This is a genomic window from Pseudonocardia sp. 73-21 (genome assembly GCF_001899645.1).
Taxonomy (GTDB): domain Bacteria; phylum Actinomycetota; class Actinomycetes; order Mycobacteriales; family Pseudonocardiaceae; genus Pseudonocardia.
Genome location: NZ_MKVV01000104.1, coordinates 68920 through 83068, shown reverse-complemented (window position 1 = coordinate 83068; position 14149 = coordinate 68920). Strand labels below are relative to the sequence as shown.

Sequence of the window (14149 nt, the reverse complement as noted above, 5' to 3'; positions counted from 1 at the left end):
GCCGAGGCGGGGGTGGGGACGGGGCCCGCCGGCGCGGGGGCGAGCCCGGCCAGGGACGCGAGCACCTCGTTGGCCCGCGTGTGCCCGCGGCTGATCGCCACCGTCGAGGCCGTGACCGACTCGACCGCGGCCAGCACGAACGGGTCGAGCGGCGCCTCGGCGGGCTGGCGGCCCAGCACCGCGACGAGCCCCTCGGTGATGCGGAGCTGGCTGTCGAGGTAGCGGGTGTGGAGGTCCATGTGATCGGCCGTGTGATCGGCCCCTCGGTCGGCCCTGTGATCGGCCGGTGCCCCCACCGGCGCGCCGGACGCCGGGACCGCGGCCACCGGCTCGACGCGCGCGACCGGCGCAGGCGACGACGCCGAGGGGGCCACCCGCCCGGCAGTCGGCGCCGGGTCCGGCACCGCGGGGACGACCGGTGACGGGGCCGCCGGCTGCGCGACGCGGTAGCCGTCGCGCAACGCGGCCTGGTAGGCCTCGCTGCGGGCCGTCGGGCGGTGGGTCATGCCCGTGAGGGTCACCGTCATGCCCTGCGGCGCAACGGGTTCGAACGGCGCGGCGGCGTGCCGGTTGAGCCCGGTCAGCGGCGCACCGAGCACGGTGAGCCGGACGGCCGCGCTCAGCAGCGCCGCGGTGCTGTTCGATCCCGGCGAGTCACCGGAGATCCCGGCGTCGGTCGGGATCGTGATGACGTCCTCGCTCAGCGTGCGCCGGGCGAGCCCGGTGAGCACCTGCTTGGGCCCGAACTCCACGAGCACCGTGACGCCGTCGTCGGCGAGGCGCCGCAGCCCGGTCGCGAACTCGACGGGCCGGCGCAGCTGCTCGGCCAGCACCGTGCGGTTGGCGTCGGCGTCGTCGCCGTAGGAGGCACCGTCGGTGTTCGCGACGAGCCGGCCGGCCGGGCGGCCGATCTCCACATCGGACAGTGCCTCGCGGAAGGCGTCCACCGCGTGCCCGACGGCCTCGGTGTGGAACGCGGCGGCCACCGGCAGCGGGCGGGCGCGGGAGCCCAGCGCCTCGACGGCGGCGGCCACCGCGGCGGTCGGGCCGCCGATGACGACCTGGTCGGGGGCGTTGTCGTTGCAGACCGTGACCCCGGGGTGGGCGGCCAGGATCTCCTCGACCTCGGCGCGGCCGGCGGCGACCGCGGCCATGGCGCCGGCGTCGTAGTCGGGCCGGTCGGCGGGCGGGGCCATGGCGGCGCCGCGGGCGCGGGCGAGCCGGACGACGTCCTCATCCGACAGAGCGCCGGCGGCCCACAGCGCGACGAGCTCACCGAAGCTGTGGCCGAGGAAACCCGAGCACTCGAGCCCCAGCTCGCGCAGCACGCGGAACTGGCCGATGGCCAGTGCACCGATGGCGGGCTGGGCGTACTCGGTGCGGCGCAGCGCGGCCTCGTGATCCACCGTCTCGCCGAACAGCGGCGGCGGGAACACCACGGACGCGAGGTCACCCGCGGGGAACGCGGCGTTGGCGGCGTCGAAGGCGGCACCGACGGGCGGCAGGTCGCAGGCGGCGCGCAGACCCATGTCGACGTACTGGCTGCCCTGGCCGGCGAACAGCGCACCGACCTTGACCTCGGGCAGCGCGCGGCGCCGGTAGTGGATGCCGCGCGGGTGCGTGGCGCTCTCCCCCGCGATCAGGTCCACGGCGAGGGCGCGGAGTTCCGCGGCCTCGTCGTCGGTGCGGGAGACGAAGCCGACGCGGGCGTGGTCGGCGGGCACGACGTCGTCGGACACCGGAGCATCCGAGCGGAGCAGCGCCATGAGCGCGTCGGCGTCGGGGGCGTGCCAGACGTGCGCTCGGGCGCCGCGGTGCAGCACCGCACCGCGCTCGGCGCCGGCCTCCTGCAGCACCACGTGGAAGTTGGTGCCGCCGAAGCCCATCGCCGACGCGGCCGCGCGGCGCGGGCGGTGCGGGTCGGCGATCCACGGGCGGACGCGGGTGTTGAGGTAGAGCGGGGAGTCGGCGCCGAGGGCGCGGTTGGGGGTCTCGACGTTGATCGTCGGCGGCAGCACCTTGTGGTGCAGGCCCAGCGCGAGCTTCATCAGGCTCGCGGTGCCCGCAGCGCCCTTGGTGTGCCCGATCTGCGACTTGACGCTGCCGATCGCGGCCGACGCGGCCGGCGCGCCCTCGAGGACGGCGCCCAGCGCGGTGAGCTCGGTGCGGTCCCCGACGGCGGTGCCGGTGGCGTGGCCCTCGAACAGCCCGACGGAGCCGGGCTCGCAGTCGGCGTCGACGTAGGCGCGGCGCAGCGCGAGCTCCTGGCCCGACGCGCGGGGGGCGTAGATGCTGCCGAAGCGTCCGTCGCTCGACGAGCCGATGCCGCGGATCACGGCGTAGACGCGGTCGCCGTCGCGCTCGGCGTCGGCGAGGCGCTTGAGCGCCAGCATGCCGATGCCCTCGCCGACGAGCGTGCCGTCGGCGGTGTCGTCGAAGGGCTTGATCCTGCCGCCCTTGGACAGGGCGTGCGTGCGGGAGAAGCACATGTAGCCGAAGATCGTGTTCTCGGTGTCGCAGCCACCGGTGATCATCAGGTCGGCGCGGCCCTCGGACAGCTCGCTGCACGCCAGGCGCAGTGCCGAGAGCGAGCTGGCGCAGGCGGCGTCGACGGCACAGTTCATGCCGCCCAGGTCCAGGCGGTTGGCGATCCGACCGGCGGTGACGTTGCCGAGCAGGCCGGGGAACGTGTTCTCCTCCCACGGCGGGAAGGCCAGCAGGTACTTCTCGGCGATGGCCTCCGCGTCGGCGTCGGAGAGACCGCAGCTGCGTACCACCTCCTTGAGCACCGGGGTCTCGAGGCGGGCGGCCATGGGGTGGGTCAGCGGCATCGGCCCGGTGACGCCCAACACCACGCCCGTCCGCGCGGGGTCATACCACTCCGATCCTGTGGCACCGGCGTCGCGCAGCACGTCACGCGCGACGATCAGGCTCAGCAGCTGGACGGTGGTGGTCACCTCGAGCTGGTTGGGCGGCATCCCGAACTCGCCCGGCGAGAACTCCGTGGCGGGGATGAACCCGCCGCGGGTGCAGTAGGTGGTGTCGGGACGCGACGGGTCCGCCGACGGCTCGGGGTCGAAGTAGTCCTCCGAACGCCAGTGCGTCTCCGGGACGTCGGTGGTGCAGTCGACGGCGTCGACGATGTTCTGCCAGTAGTCACGGTAGTTCGAGGCGTTGGGGAACAAGCCGGCCATTCCGACGATGGCGATCGGGTCGGCGGCCAGCCGTCGGTCGGATCGTGCGGTCGCGTCGGTCACCGATATCTCTTTCCGTTGGCGTCATCACAACAATGGATGCTGTTCACAGTTCTGCGGGTGCGACGGCCGACAACATTGTGGCGATCTCCACCGCGATGGTGCGGTGTCCGAGAGAGGAGGGATGAATGCCGTCCGGGTACCACATCGCGGCGTCGCGGGTGAGGTCGGCGGTGGCGAGCGCGTAGCAGCGCACACCCAGTTCCGTGCAGAGGTCGGCGAGGAACGCGTTGGCCTCGTCGAAGCGCCCGCGCAGCAGCGTGCGGGTCTCGTCGGGCAGGCCGGGGATCCGGCCGGGGATGTCGGGGTAGTCGTGGGTGAACACCGTGCGGCCGGGGGCGGCGCCGGGGTTGTTCAGCACTGCCTCGAAGATCGTGCGGAGGTTGGCCCGGAACCGGTCCGGGTCGTAGGCGCGGACGAGGTCGTTGCCACCGACGGCGACGCCCAGCAGCGGCGTCTCGACGTCGGCGACCTGCGCGAGCTGGGTGTCCACGACGTCCTGGGTGAGCGCGCCGTAGGCGCCGAGGTTGAGCACGGCCGACTCGGCGATGCCGAGCAGCCGCGCCACCCGCGGCACCCAGCCGACGTGGGTTCCGTCGGGGCCGGGGTCGCCGCGACCCTCGGCGAAGCTGTCGCCCAGGACGACCATCGAGTAGGCGGTCACGCCGCCACCCCGGCGCCCGACATGATCCGCGCGACGTTCTCGGGCGCGAAGAACTCCTCGCCGGTGATGCCGCCGCCGACCATCGTGAAGAACTGGGTGGTCGCGGCCTCGTCGAGGCTCACGGCCTTGACCAGCGCCGCGAGCTGCGGGGTGAGCTCCAGCTCCGAGATCATCGTGGTGAAGTCGTAGCCGGAGCGGCTCTCGTCGTCGCGCTCGGCCTGGTAGGCGGCCAGCGCGTCGGCCATCGGACGCTCGCCGGCGAGGCCCTCGTGGATGCGCCCGGCCAGCATCTCCGAGTGCACGAAGCAGTCGGAGATGCCCTTACCCGTGAACGGGTCCTTGTGGTAGCCGGCGTCGCCGACGAGCGCCCAGCCCGGGCCCTGGCTGACGCGGTAGAAGTTGTCGGCGTAGCGGATGCCGTGGAAGCCCTCCACCTGCGTGGCGTCGCGCACCTGTCCGGCGATCTCCGGGTCGATCGTGGCGATGATCTCGTGGAAGTTGCCCTCGACGTCGTGGCGGAACTCGCCGAACCGGTCGCGGCGGCGCATCACGGCGACGAGCGTGTTGCCGTCGTTGGTGGGCCAGGCGCCGAACTGCTCACGGTCGCCGATGCGGCTGTGGAACTGCACGTCCATGCCGGAGAAGTAGCTGTAGTAGATGAAGCACGCGGCGGGCACGGTGTTGTACGTCCCGGCGCCCACGGCGTCGGCCACCAGCGAGCCGCGGCCGTCGGCCCCGACCACCACGGTGGCCCGCTCCTCGACCTCGCGGCCGTCGGCCTCGCGACCCCGCACCCCGACGACCCGGCCGTCGGAGAACACGAGCTCGGTGACGGTGAACCCGAGGCGGACCTCGGCGCCCGCGGCCTCGGCGGCGTCGAGCAGGATCGGGTCGAGCGCCGTGCGGCGCGGCGCGATCGTCGACGTGATGCCGTCGATCGGGCCGGCGAAGCCGTCGATGGCCGCGTCACCGAAGGAGACGGTCATGTTCGTGATCGGGGTGACACCCGTGGCCAGCACCTCGTCGAGCAGGCCCCAGCGCTGCAGCCGGGAGAGCCCGTACTGCTGCAGGTAGTGGGTGGAGACGGTGTCGGCGGGCAGGGCGGTGCGGTCGAGGACCAGCACGCGGTGGCCCTGGCGCGAGAGCAGCATGGCGAGCGGCGAGCCGGCGCACCGGGCACCGACGACGATGGCGTCGTACATGTCGACGTGTACTCCTCGGTCGGGAAATCGGTGCATTAAGATCTACGGGGGCCGACAATTGCTGTCAATGTGCGATGGGGCGCACCGATCGCGCCATTTCGGCGGCCGATCAACCCGGCCGCCGAAGCGATTCGGACGCATTTGTTTCGACACCGGTGAACATTCCGTTCACATTCTGTCCACGTTCCGCGGGGCTAATTGCGGCCATGCCAACCGACACGAACCCCCTGACCGCCACCGTGGCCCGGCTCTCGGCTCCCGGTGCCGACCCGACGGACCTGGAGCAGCTGCGCTCGGTCGTCGACTCGATGGTGCCGTTCAACAGCTTCGTCGGGGTCCGGATCACCGAGCTCACCCCCGAGTACGCGGTGGCGCAGCTGCCCGTCCGTCCCGAGCTGATGAACCACTTCGGCACCATCCACGCGGGCGCGATGTTCCTGACGGCCGAGGTCGCGGGCGCCGGCGCGTTCTCGGGGGCGATGGCCCCGCGCATCGCCCACGTGGAGCGGTTCGTGCTGCGCGAGAGCCGGGAGGCCTTCCTCAAGCCCCCGAGCGGCGGCATCCGGGCCCGCGCCACCGTCGACACGCAGACGGTGGCCGCGGTGCTGGCCCGCCGCGCCACGGAACGCTTCGAGCTGAAGGGCACCGCCCTCATGCACGATGACGCCGGGGTGCTGGTGGCGCGGATGGACCTGGACTACGTGGCCTGGGTCACAGCCGGCTGACCGCGGCCGTCACCCGGCGATGCGCGCCGCCACCGGGAGACGCAGGCCCGGTCGCGCGATGTGGACGCGGCCCGCAAAGACCGCCTCCGCCGCCACCCGGCGGCGCTGCAGCACCTGCGGGTCGCCCGTGGCGAAGTGGGTCAGCACCAGCTCGCCCGCCCCGTTCTCCGCGGCGACCCCACCGGCGTCGGCCGCGCTGAGGTGGCCGTGCGGGCCGTGATCGGTGGCGTCGAGGGTGGCCTCGGCGAGCAGCAGGTCCACCCCGTGCGCGAGGCCAGCCAGACCCTCGGCGAGACCGGTGTCACCGGTGTAGGCGAGCGTGCCCGACGGCGACTCGACGCGGGCGCCGCAGTTGGGGGCCGCGTGGCGGCCGGGGTGCAGCGAGACCGCGCACCCACCGGTCGTGAACGCGGCTCCCGGCGCGTACTCGCGGACGTCGAAGGCGATGTCGAACGCCTTGTCCAGCAACGGGAACGTCGCGACGGGGAACAGCGCCGCCAGCCGGTCGAGCACCGCCCGGCCCCCGACCGGCACGTAGAGCGGCACCCCGGGGGCGCTCGCGTCGAGAGCGGCCAGCGCCTGCATCGGCTCGAGACCCGTCTCGCGCAGCACCCGGGCCGCGCGGGCGTGCAGCAGTGCCTTGCCGAGCGGGAGCAGGTCGTAGCAGTGGTCGGCGTGCATGTGGCTGATCACCACGGCGTCCAGCGCCTCGACGGGCGTCACCGCCGACAGCGCCGTGGTGATGCCGGGGCCGCAGTCCAGCAGCAGCCGGCTGCCCGCGGCCTCGACCAGGTATCCGGAGCTGGGCTGCCCCTCGGCAGGCATTCCGGATCGGGTACCGAGCACGGTGAGCTGCATGCCCCGACGATGGGCAGTCGGACCAGCCGGGGCAAGCGGCAAAGTCCGTACGCCCGATGCGATCCGCCTATGACGCGGGCGACAACCGGTCGACGTCCGGATCCCTCCAGGTGTACGGACCGGCCGCGGCCATGCTGGCCAGGAACGCGTCGATCACCGGCGTGGTGCCGCCCGCCCGCCAGACCGCGTGCAGGGTCAGTCGCGGCACCGGCCCGGTGAGCGGCACCGACACCAGGCCCTGTGTACTCGCCCGCGCGGCCCGGGCGGCCGAGCAGAAGCCGAGCAGCGGCCGCGCCGACACGACGACCCCGGTGGCGAGCGGGTCGTCGACCTCCTCGGCCACGTTGAGGCTGCTGCCCGCCTGCGCCGCCGCATGGGTGATGGCGTCGTACATGGCGGGGCTCTGCTCGCGACGGAACAGCACACACGGCCGTTCCCCCAGTTCCAGCATCGAGATCGACTCGCGCCGGGCCCACGGATGCTGCGGCGCCACTACCGCGACGACCGCCAGCGTCATCAGCTCCCGTGACTCGAGCTGCGCGGGCATCGGCCGCCCGTAGACGAACCCGACGTCCAGCTCGTTCTGGATCAGTGCCTCCACCTGGGGCCCGCTGCGCCGTTCCCACAGCTGGGCGAGCACCTTCGGGTGGTCGGCGGTGAGCCGCGCCAGCGTCGGCGGCAGGACGGTGAGCCCGGCCGGGAAGTTGAACCCGACGTTGACCGTGCCGGAGCGGCCCTGCGCCGCGGCCTTGGCCGCCTCCACCGCCCGCGCCGCCTGCCCGACGATCCGCTCGGCCTCGGCCCGGAACGCCACTCCGGCCGGGGTCAGGCGCACCTCGTGGGACGTACGGCTGACCAGCTCGACGCCGACCTCCCGCTCCAGCCGCTGCAACTGCTGGCTCAGCGACGGTTGCGCCAGGTGCAACCGCGCCGCCGCGCGCCCGAAGTGCAGCTCCTCCGCAATGGCCAGGAACGACACCAGGTACCGGAATTCCATCTCGCCCCTCAGTCCCCCGCCCCAACAGGCCCCCGGAAATCACCGTAGGACGCGCATGTGACGGGCGAGGACATCACCCGGTGGTGGCTTCACGAACAGTGCGTGACGTGCGTGCGGCCGGTCGGGGACCGTCCGGATGCCGGAGGTTGACATCTCCGCGAACCGCCCGATCGCCCGATCGGACCCGGCTCTCGCCGACCCTTCCGCGCCCGCCGCCTGCCTACCGTCCGCTCGTGACGACCGACCTGAAACTGCAGGTACAGGCCATTTCTTCGCCTGCTGACGGCGTCCGGGAGCTGCAGCTCGGACCGGCGACCGACACGCCGCTCCCGTCGTGGACCCCGGGCGCCCACATCGACCTGGTGCTCGCCCCGGACCTGGTCCGGCAGTACTCGCTGTGCGGAGACCCCGGCAACCCGACGTGGAGCGTGGCGGTGCTGCACGAACCCGGAGGCCGCGGTGGTTCGACGCTGGTGCACGACGTGCTGGGCGTCGGTGACGTGCTGACCGCCCGCGGCCCGCGCAACCACTTCGCCCTCGAACCCGCCCCCGCCTACCTGTTCGTGGCGGGCGGGATCGGGATCACCCCGCTGCTGCCGATGATCGCCGAGGCCGACGCCGCGGGAGCCGACTGGCGGCTGCTCTACGGCGGTCGCAACCGGTCCTCCATGGCCTACGCCGACGCGCTCGCAGCCCACGGCTGGCGAGTGGACCTGCGCCCCCACGACGAGCACGGCCTGCTCGACCTCGACGCGGCGCTGGCCGCGGCGCCGCCCGAGGCACTGGTCTACTGCTGCGGACCGGAACCCCTGCTGGCCGCGCTGGAGCAGCGCTGCGACGCCGGCCGGCTGCACGTCGAGCGGTTCACTCCGCGCGACGCCGGCGCGGTGCTCGGCCCGGGCGAGTTCGACGTCCGGCTGCGCCGCACCGGCGCGACGGTACGCGTCACGGCCGAGCAGACGGTGCTCGCCGCCGTCGAGTCGGCCGGGGCGACTGTGCTCCAGTCGTGCCGGGAAGGGACCTGCGGTACCTGCGAGACCGCGGTGCTCGGCGGGCGTCCCGAGCACCGCGACTCCGTGCTCGACGAGGCCGAGCGAGCCGACGGCGCCACGATGATGGTCTGCGTCTCGCGGTCGCTCGACCCCGTACTCGAGCTGGACCTGTGAGCCGATTGCCGATGCCTATCGGCGCAGCTCACCGGGCACGCCACGGCATTTCTCCGCACTGCCGGTACGCCGCGGTTCATCTCCACTCCATCGACGGGTGTTCCGATCCCGCCCGTCATCCACCGAAGGGGATCCGATCCACGTGAGCCGAATCCAGATCGAGGGCCTGACCCGCCGTTTCGGGCAGGTCACCGCCGTCGACCACGTCGGGATCGACATCCCCGACGGCGACTTCCTCGTGCTGCTGGGGCCCAGCGGCTGCGGCAAGTCGACCCTGCTGCGGATGATCGCGGGCCTCACCCCGCCCTCCGACGGGCGGATCCTGCTCGACGGCCGCGACATCACCCACATCCCGCCGCGCGACCGCGACCTCGCCATGGTCTTCCAGAGCTACGCGCTCTACCCGCACCTGACCGTGGCCCGCAACATCGGCTTCCCGCTCCGCGCCCGGCGCCGGCCACGTACCGAGATCGACAGCCGGGTCGAGACCGTCACCCGCGTCCTGGGCCTGGGCGAGCTGCTCACGCGCCGCCCCCGGGAGCTGTCGGGCGGCCAGCGCCAGCGCGTCGCACTGGCCCGCGCGCTCGTCCGTGATCCCGGCGCGTTCCTGCTCGACGAGCCGCTGTCCAACCTCGACGCCACGCTGCGCACCGCCACCCGCGCGGAGCTCACCGAGCTGCACCGCCGCCTCGGGTCGACGTTCGTGCACGTCACCCACGACCAGGTCGAGGCCATGACGATGGCCACCCGCATCGCCGTCCTCAACCGGGGCCGGCTGGAGCAGGTGGGCACGCCGTCGGAGGTCTACGACGCCCCGGCCACCACGTTCGTCGCCGGGTTCATCGGCTCACCCGCGATGGGCTTGCTCTCCGCGCGGCTCGACCTCGTCGACGGCGGGCTGTATGCGCGTGCCGAGGGCGTCGACCTGCCGGTGGGGCCCGGTGATCCCGAGGACGGGGCCCGCCAGGTCCTGGTCGGCGTGCGCGCCGAACACCTCGCGCTCGTCGCCCCGTCGACGGCACCGCTGCGCGGCGTCGTGCGGCTGGTGGAGAACCTCGGCAGCGAGGAGGTCGCGCACTGCCTCGTCGGCGAGGCCCGGCTCACCGTCCGGGGCCCCCGCCCACTCGGCCTCGCCGCCGGGGATTCCGTCGGGCTCACGACCGATCCCGAACACGTCCACCTCTTCGACCCGGGGAGCGGACGGCGGCTCGTCCGCACCCCCACCCCCGTCACCGCAGTTCAGAGCTGAGAGGCCCCACCCGTGAAGAGAACACTCGCCCTGGTGTCCACCGCCGCCCTGCTGCTCGCCGGCTGCGGCGTCGGCGGTGCCGCGAGCGACTCCGCTGCCACGTCCTTCGCCCCCGGGCTCACCCCCGACCAGAAGGTGTCCATCACCCTGGAGAGCTACAACTTCGGCCAGGCCGGCGCCTGGTCCGACACGTTCACCGAGCTGCTGGGCGAGTTCCGGAAGCAGCACCCGAACATCACCGTCACCGGCCAGAAGCCGCAGGGCTCGAGTTCGAACCCGGCCTCCGATTCGGTGTCGAGCGTGCAGGCGCAGCTGGCGACGGGCAACCCGCCCGACGTGGCCCAGCTCGGCTTCTCCGACCTCGACTTCGCCGTCAACCAGCTCGGGGCCAAGCCGCTCGACGACCTGGTCGGCCGCGACGCGGTGCAGGCCAACTTCGGCGGCGCCCACCCGTTCGCCCCCAAGGCCGCCACGCTCGGCGACCTGAACGGCAAGACCTACGGCGTGCCGTTCGTGTTCTCCACCCCGGTGCTGTTCATCAACGCCACCCTGTTCAAGCAGGCCGGGCTCGATCCGGCCAAGCCCCCGACCACCTGGGACGAGGTCAAGGCCGCCGGCCTGGCCATTGCGCAGAAGACCGGCAAGGATGGCGCCTACGTCGACTGCGTCACCCAGTCTGCCAAGGACTGGTGCCTGCAGAGCGTGGTGCGCTCCAACGGCGGGCACGTGATCTCCGACGACAAGAAGACCCTGACCTACGCCGACGCCCCCGCCGTCGGCGCGATCTCGATGCTGCAGGACCTGGTGACCTCGGGCGCGTCGCCGAAGCTCACCCAGCAGCAGGCTGTGGAGACCTTCGGCCGAGGTGACATGGGCATGATCCTCGAGTCCAGCGCGCTGCAGGGCACGTTCGCGAAGGGCGCGAAGGCCGGCTGGGAGCTGCAGGGCACCGGCACCCCCGCGTTCGCCGGGAAGCCCGTGGTGCCCACCAACTCCGGCGCCGCGCTGTTCGTCCTGTCGAAGGACCCGGCCAAGCAGCGCGCCGCGTGGGAGCTGATCCAGTTCCTGACCAGCGACCAGGCCTACACCATGATCTCGAGCAAGATCGGTTACATCCCGCTGCGCACCGGACTGGTCGACCCCCCGAACAGCCTCGCCGCCTGGGCCGCGAAGAACCCGCTGGTGAAGACGAACATCGCGCAGCTGAACGCGATGGAGCCCTGGGTGTCCTTCCCCGGCACCGACTACCTGCAGGTCCGCGACGGCATGATGAAGGCCGTCGAGAACGTGGTGCTGCAGGGCGCCCCCGCCCAGGCCACGCTCACCACGGCCGCACAGCAGGGCGCTCCCCTGCTGACGGCGGGCGGCTGATCCGTGCTCGCCACGCTGGCTCCTCACGAGGCGCCACCGATCGTCGACGCGACGGCGGTGCGGTCGCCCCGGCCGCGCCGCGTCGGGGCGCTCGTCCCCTACCTCTACCTGCTGCCGGGTCTGGCCCTGCTCGCCGTCTGGGTCTACCGGCCGCTGACGCAGACGTTCCAGATCTCGTTCGTGTCCTGGAACCTGCTGCCCACCTCACCCGCGCGCCCGGTCGGCCTGGCCAACTACGAGCGGCTGTTCACCCTCCCCGACTTCGGCTCCGCCCTGGGCCGCACCGCTGTGCTCATCCTGGGGCTGCTGCCGTTCACGATCGTGGTGCCGGTGGTGGTCGGGCTGCTGGCGCGGCGCGTCCGGGGCCGGGCCGCCACCGTCTACCAGGGACTCGTGTTCGCACCGCTGCTCGTGGCGCCCGTCGCGGGGGCGGCGGTGTGGCAGTGGCTGCTCGACCCGCGCTCCGGTGCGGTCAACCAGATCCTGGGCACCACCGTCAACTGGCTGCAGGAACCCGGTCCCGCGCAGCTGGCGATCATCGTGATCACGGGGTGGCACGTGCTCGGCTTCGCGGTGCTCGTCGTGGCCGCGGGGCTGGCCGGGATCACCGACGACTACGCCGAGGCCGCTGCGCTCGACGGCGCCACCCGCGGGCAGATCACCCGCTGGATCACGCTGCCGATGCTGTCGCCGACGCTGGTGTTCCTGCTGCTCATGACGGTGCTGCTGGCCGCGCAGTGGAGCTTCCCGCTGATCGACACGCTCACCCACGGCGGCCCGGCCGGCGCCACCACCAACGTCTACTACCTGCTGTGGGACTACGGCTTCCACAGCTTCGACGCCGGGCTCGGCGCCGCCGCCGGCGTGATCTTCTTCCTCGGCTTCGGCGTCATCGCGGGCGGGTTGGTCTGGCTCTCGGAGAAGGTGTCCATTCATGACAACTAGCAGAGCCATGACCGCTGTGCTGTCCGTGGGCGAGACCCGCCGCCCGGTCCTCGGGCACGCCGCGCTCGCCGTGCTCGGGGTGGTTTGCATCTTCCCGATCTACTGGCTCTACGCCACGTCGTTCCGTGCACCGGAGGACATCTACTCGCTCTCACCGTTCCCGTGGCCACTCTCGGGCGCGAACTACGCCACGGCGTTCCAGGTGCTCGACATCGGCGGGCTGCTGCTGAACACCACCGTGATGGCGGTCGGGATCGCGCTGGGCCAGCTCCTCACCGGGCTGCTGGCCGGCTACGCGTTCGCGGCGTGGGAGTTCCGCGGCAAGCAGCTGCTGTACCTGGTGTTCGTGGCGACGTGGCTGGTGCCGTTCCAGGTGACGATGATCCCCAACTACGCGCTCCTGTCGCAGCTCGGTGTGCTCAACACGATCGCCGGTGTCGTTCTGCCGTCGCTCTGCTCGGCGCTCGGGGTGATCCTGCTGCGCCAGCACATGCAGGGCTTCCCCACCGAGCTGCTGGAGGCCGCACGGCTCGACGGGCGCGGCTCGTGGGCCACGCTCTGGACGGTCGTCGTGCCCAACCTGCGGCCCGCCCTGGCCGCGCTGGGGATCCTGCTGTTCGTCAACGCGTGGAACGAGTACTTCTGGCCCGCGCTCGTGCTGCAGCGCTCCAACGCCGTGCTGCAGCTGGGGCTGCGCAGCTTCATGGGCAGCGAGGGCAACGACTGGGGCCCGATGATGGCGACGGCCGGCATGGCGTGTCTCCCCGTGCTGCTGCTGTACCTGGTGCTGCAGAAGCAGATCGTGAACGGCTTCGTGAGGTCCGGTCTCAAGTGACCGGAGTGACGCTCATCCAGCTGTCGGACCTGCACATCGACGTCGACCACCCCGGCCGGCTCTCCACCGTTCGCTACGCCCTCGACGTCGTGCTCGGATCGGGGCTGCCCGTCGCCGCGCTCGTGCTCTCGGGCGACCTCACCGACTCCGGCGACCCGGCCGCCTACCGCGCGCTGCGGGCCGTCGTCGAGCCGATGGCGGAGCGGATCGGGGCCCCGCTCGTCTACGCGATGGGCAACCACGACGAGCGCGCGGCGTTCCGGCGGGAGCTGCTGGACGGCTCGGGCGGCGAGCCCTACGACCACGTGGTGCGCGTCGGTGGGCTGCGCCTCGTCGTCCTGGACAGCACGGTGCCCGGCCGCCCCCAGGGCCTGCTCACGTCCGACCAGCTGGCGTGGCTCGCGGCCGAGCTCGCCGAACCCGCACCACTGGGCACCGTGCTGGTGCTGCACCACCCGCCCGTGCCCACCGCGTTCGCGCCGATGCGGGGCGTCGACCTGCAGAACCCGCGCGACCTCGCGGCCGTCCTCACCGGCACCGACGTCCGCATGATCCTGTGCGGCCACGCCCACCACACCGGAGCCTCGGCCCTGGCCGGGATCCCCGTCTGGATCGGCCCGGCCACGGCCCACCGCGCCGAGCTGCTCTCCCCGGCGGGCCGGGCCCGCGGCCGCGCCGGCGCGGCGCTGACGCGGGTGGACGTCCACGCGGACGCGGTAGTGGCAGCGGCAGAACCCCTCGACGCGTCCGAACTCCTGATGGACACCGATGAGCGGGCGCTGACCGAGGCGATGCACGCCGCCACACACCCCTGACGACCCCACCTACCGCCTCATGGTCACGTGTAGCTGTTCCCGACCTCGGATCGGCAGCCACACGTGAC

General features: G+C 72.7%; 12 protein-coding genes. 7 read left to right on the top strand and 5 right to left on the bottom strand.

Annotation, left to right across the window (positions count from 1 at the left end; translation table 11 throughout):
- From BGP03_RS33520 to BGP03_RS33510, 3 genes are all read right to left on the bottom strand, one after another.
- Positions 1-3257 (bottom strand): beta-ketoacyl synthase N-terminal-like domain-containing protein (locus BGP03_RS33520; RefSeq protein WP_299738751.1); only part of this gene is annotated, 3257 nt, incomplete at its 3' end.
- Between the two features lie 43 nt (positions 3258-3300).
- Positions 3301-3918 carry an SGNH/GDSL hydrolase family protein gene (locus BGP03_RS33515; protein ID WP_298799313.1) on the bottom strand — a complete coding sequence of 206 codons (618 nt, stop codon included), beginning with the start codon at positions 3916-3918 and terminating at the stop codon, positions 3301-3303.
- Positions 3915-5120, bottom strand: coding sequence for an NAD(P)/FAD-dependent oxidoreductase (locus tag BGP03_RS33510; RefSeq protein WP_298799314.1), 1206 nt, complete (start codon positions 5118-5120; stop codon positions 3915-3917). Before BGP03_RS33510 ends, BGP03_RS33515 begins: the two co-directional genes overlap by 4 nt.
- Positions 5121-5326: 206 nt before the next feature.
- On the opposite strand from BGP03_RS33510, the gene BGP03_RS33505 reads away from it, so the two are divergent.
- Positions 5327-5845: a YiiD C-terminal domain-containing protein gene (locus tag BGP03_RS33505; protein WP_298799315.1), complete on the top strand. Its 519-nt coding sequence runs from the start codon at positions 5327-5329 to the stop codon at positions 5843-5845.
- A gap of 9 nt (positions 5846-5854) precedes the next feature.
- Here BGP03_RS33505 and BGP03_RS33500 read toward each other — a convergent pair whose 3' ends face one another.
- The gene (locus BGP03_RS33500; RefSeq protein WP_298799316.1) at positions 5855-6703 is read right to left on the bottom strand and encodes an MBL fold metallo-hydrolase; all 849 of its coding nucleotides are present in this window, start codon (positions 6701-6703) and stop codon (positions 5855-5857) included.
- Between the two features lie 67 nt (positions 6704-6770).
- On the bottom strand, positions 6771-7700 hold the full coding sequence (locus BGP03_RS33495; RefSeq protein ID WP_296374639.1) for a LysR family transcriptional regulator: 930 nt from the start codon (positions 7698-7700) through the stop codon (positions 6771-6773).
- Between the two features lie 233 nt (positions 7701-7933).
- Here BGP03_RS33495 and BGP03_RS33490 point away from each other — a divergent pair, with 233 nt between their 5' ends.
- The 6 genes from BGP03_RS33490 (at position 7934) to BGP03_RS33465 (ending at position 14081) form a co-directional block, all read left to right on the top strand.
- Positions 7934-8866 (top strand): PDR/VanB family oxidoreductase, encoded by a 933-nt coding sequence (locus BGP03_RS33490; protein WP_363094976.1) that lies wholly within the window; start codon positions 7934-7936, stop codon positions 8864-8866.
- A 142-nt stretch (positions 8867-9008) separates the two neighbouring features.
- Positions 9009-10115 (top strand): ABC transporter ATP-binding protein, encoded by a 1107-nt coding sequence (locus tag BGP03_RS33485; RefSeq protein ID WP_298799317.1) that lies wholly within the window; start codon positions 9009-9011, stop codon positions 10113-10115.
- Positions 10116-10127: 12 nt separating this feature from the next.
- Positions 10128-11486: an ABC transporter substrate-binding protein gene (locus BGP03_RS33480; RefSeq protein ID WP_296374636.1), complete on the top strand. Its 1359-nt coding sequence runs from the start codon at positions 10128-10130 to the stop codon at positions 11484-11486.
- 3 nt (positions 11487-11489) lie between these two features.
- Complete coding sequence (locus BGP03_RS33475; protein ID WP_296374634.1) at positions 11490-12431, top strand: sugar ABC transporter permease; 942 nt, start codon at positions 11490-11492, stop codon at positions 12429-12431.
- A complete protein-coding gene (locus BGP03_RS33470; RefSeq protein ID WP_298799318.1) occupies positions 12421-13266 on the top strand; it encodes a carbohydrate ABC transporter permease in 846 nt (281 codons plus the stop codon). Before BGP03_RS33475 ends, BGP03_RS33470 begins: the two co-directional genes overlap by 11 nt.
- A gap of 5 nt (positions 13267-13271) precedes the next feature.
- The gene (locus BGP03_RS33465) at positions 13272-14081 is read left to right on the top strand and encodes a metallophosphoesterase (protein WP_299738746.1); all 810 of its coding nucleotides are present in this window, start codon (positions 13272-13274) and stop codon (positions 14079-14081) included.
- Positions 14082-14149: the final 68 nt, after the last annotated feature.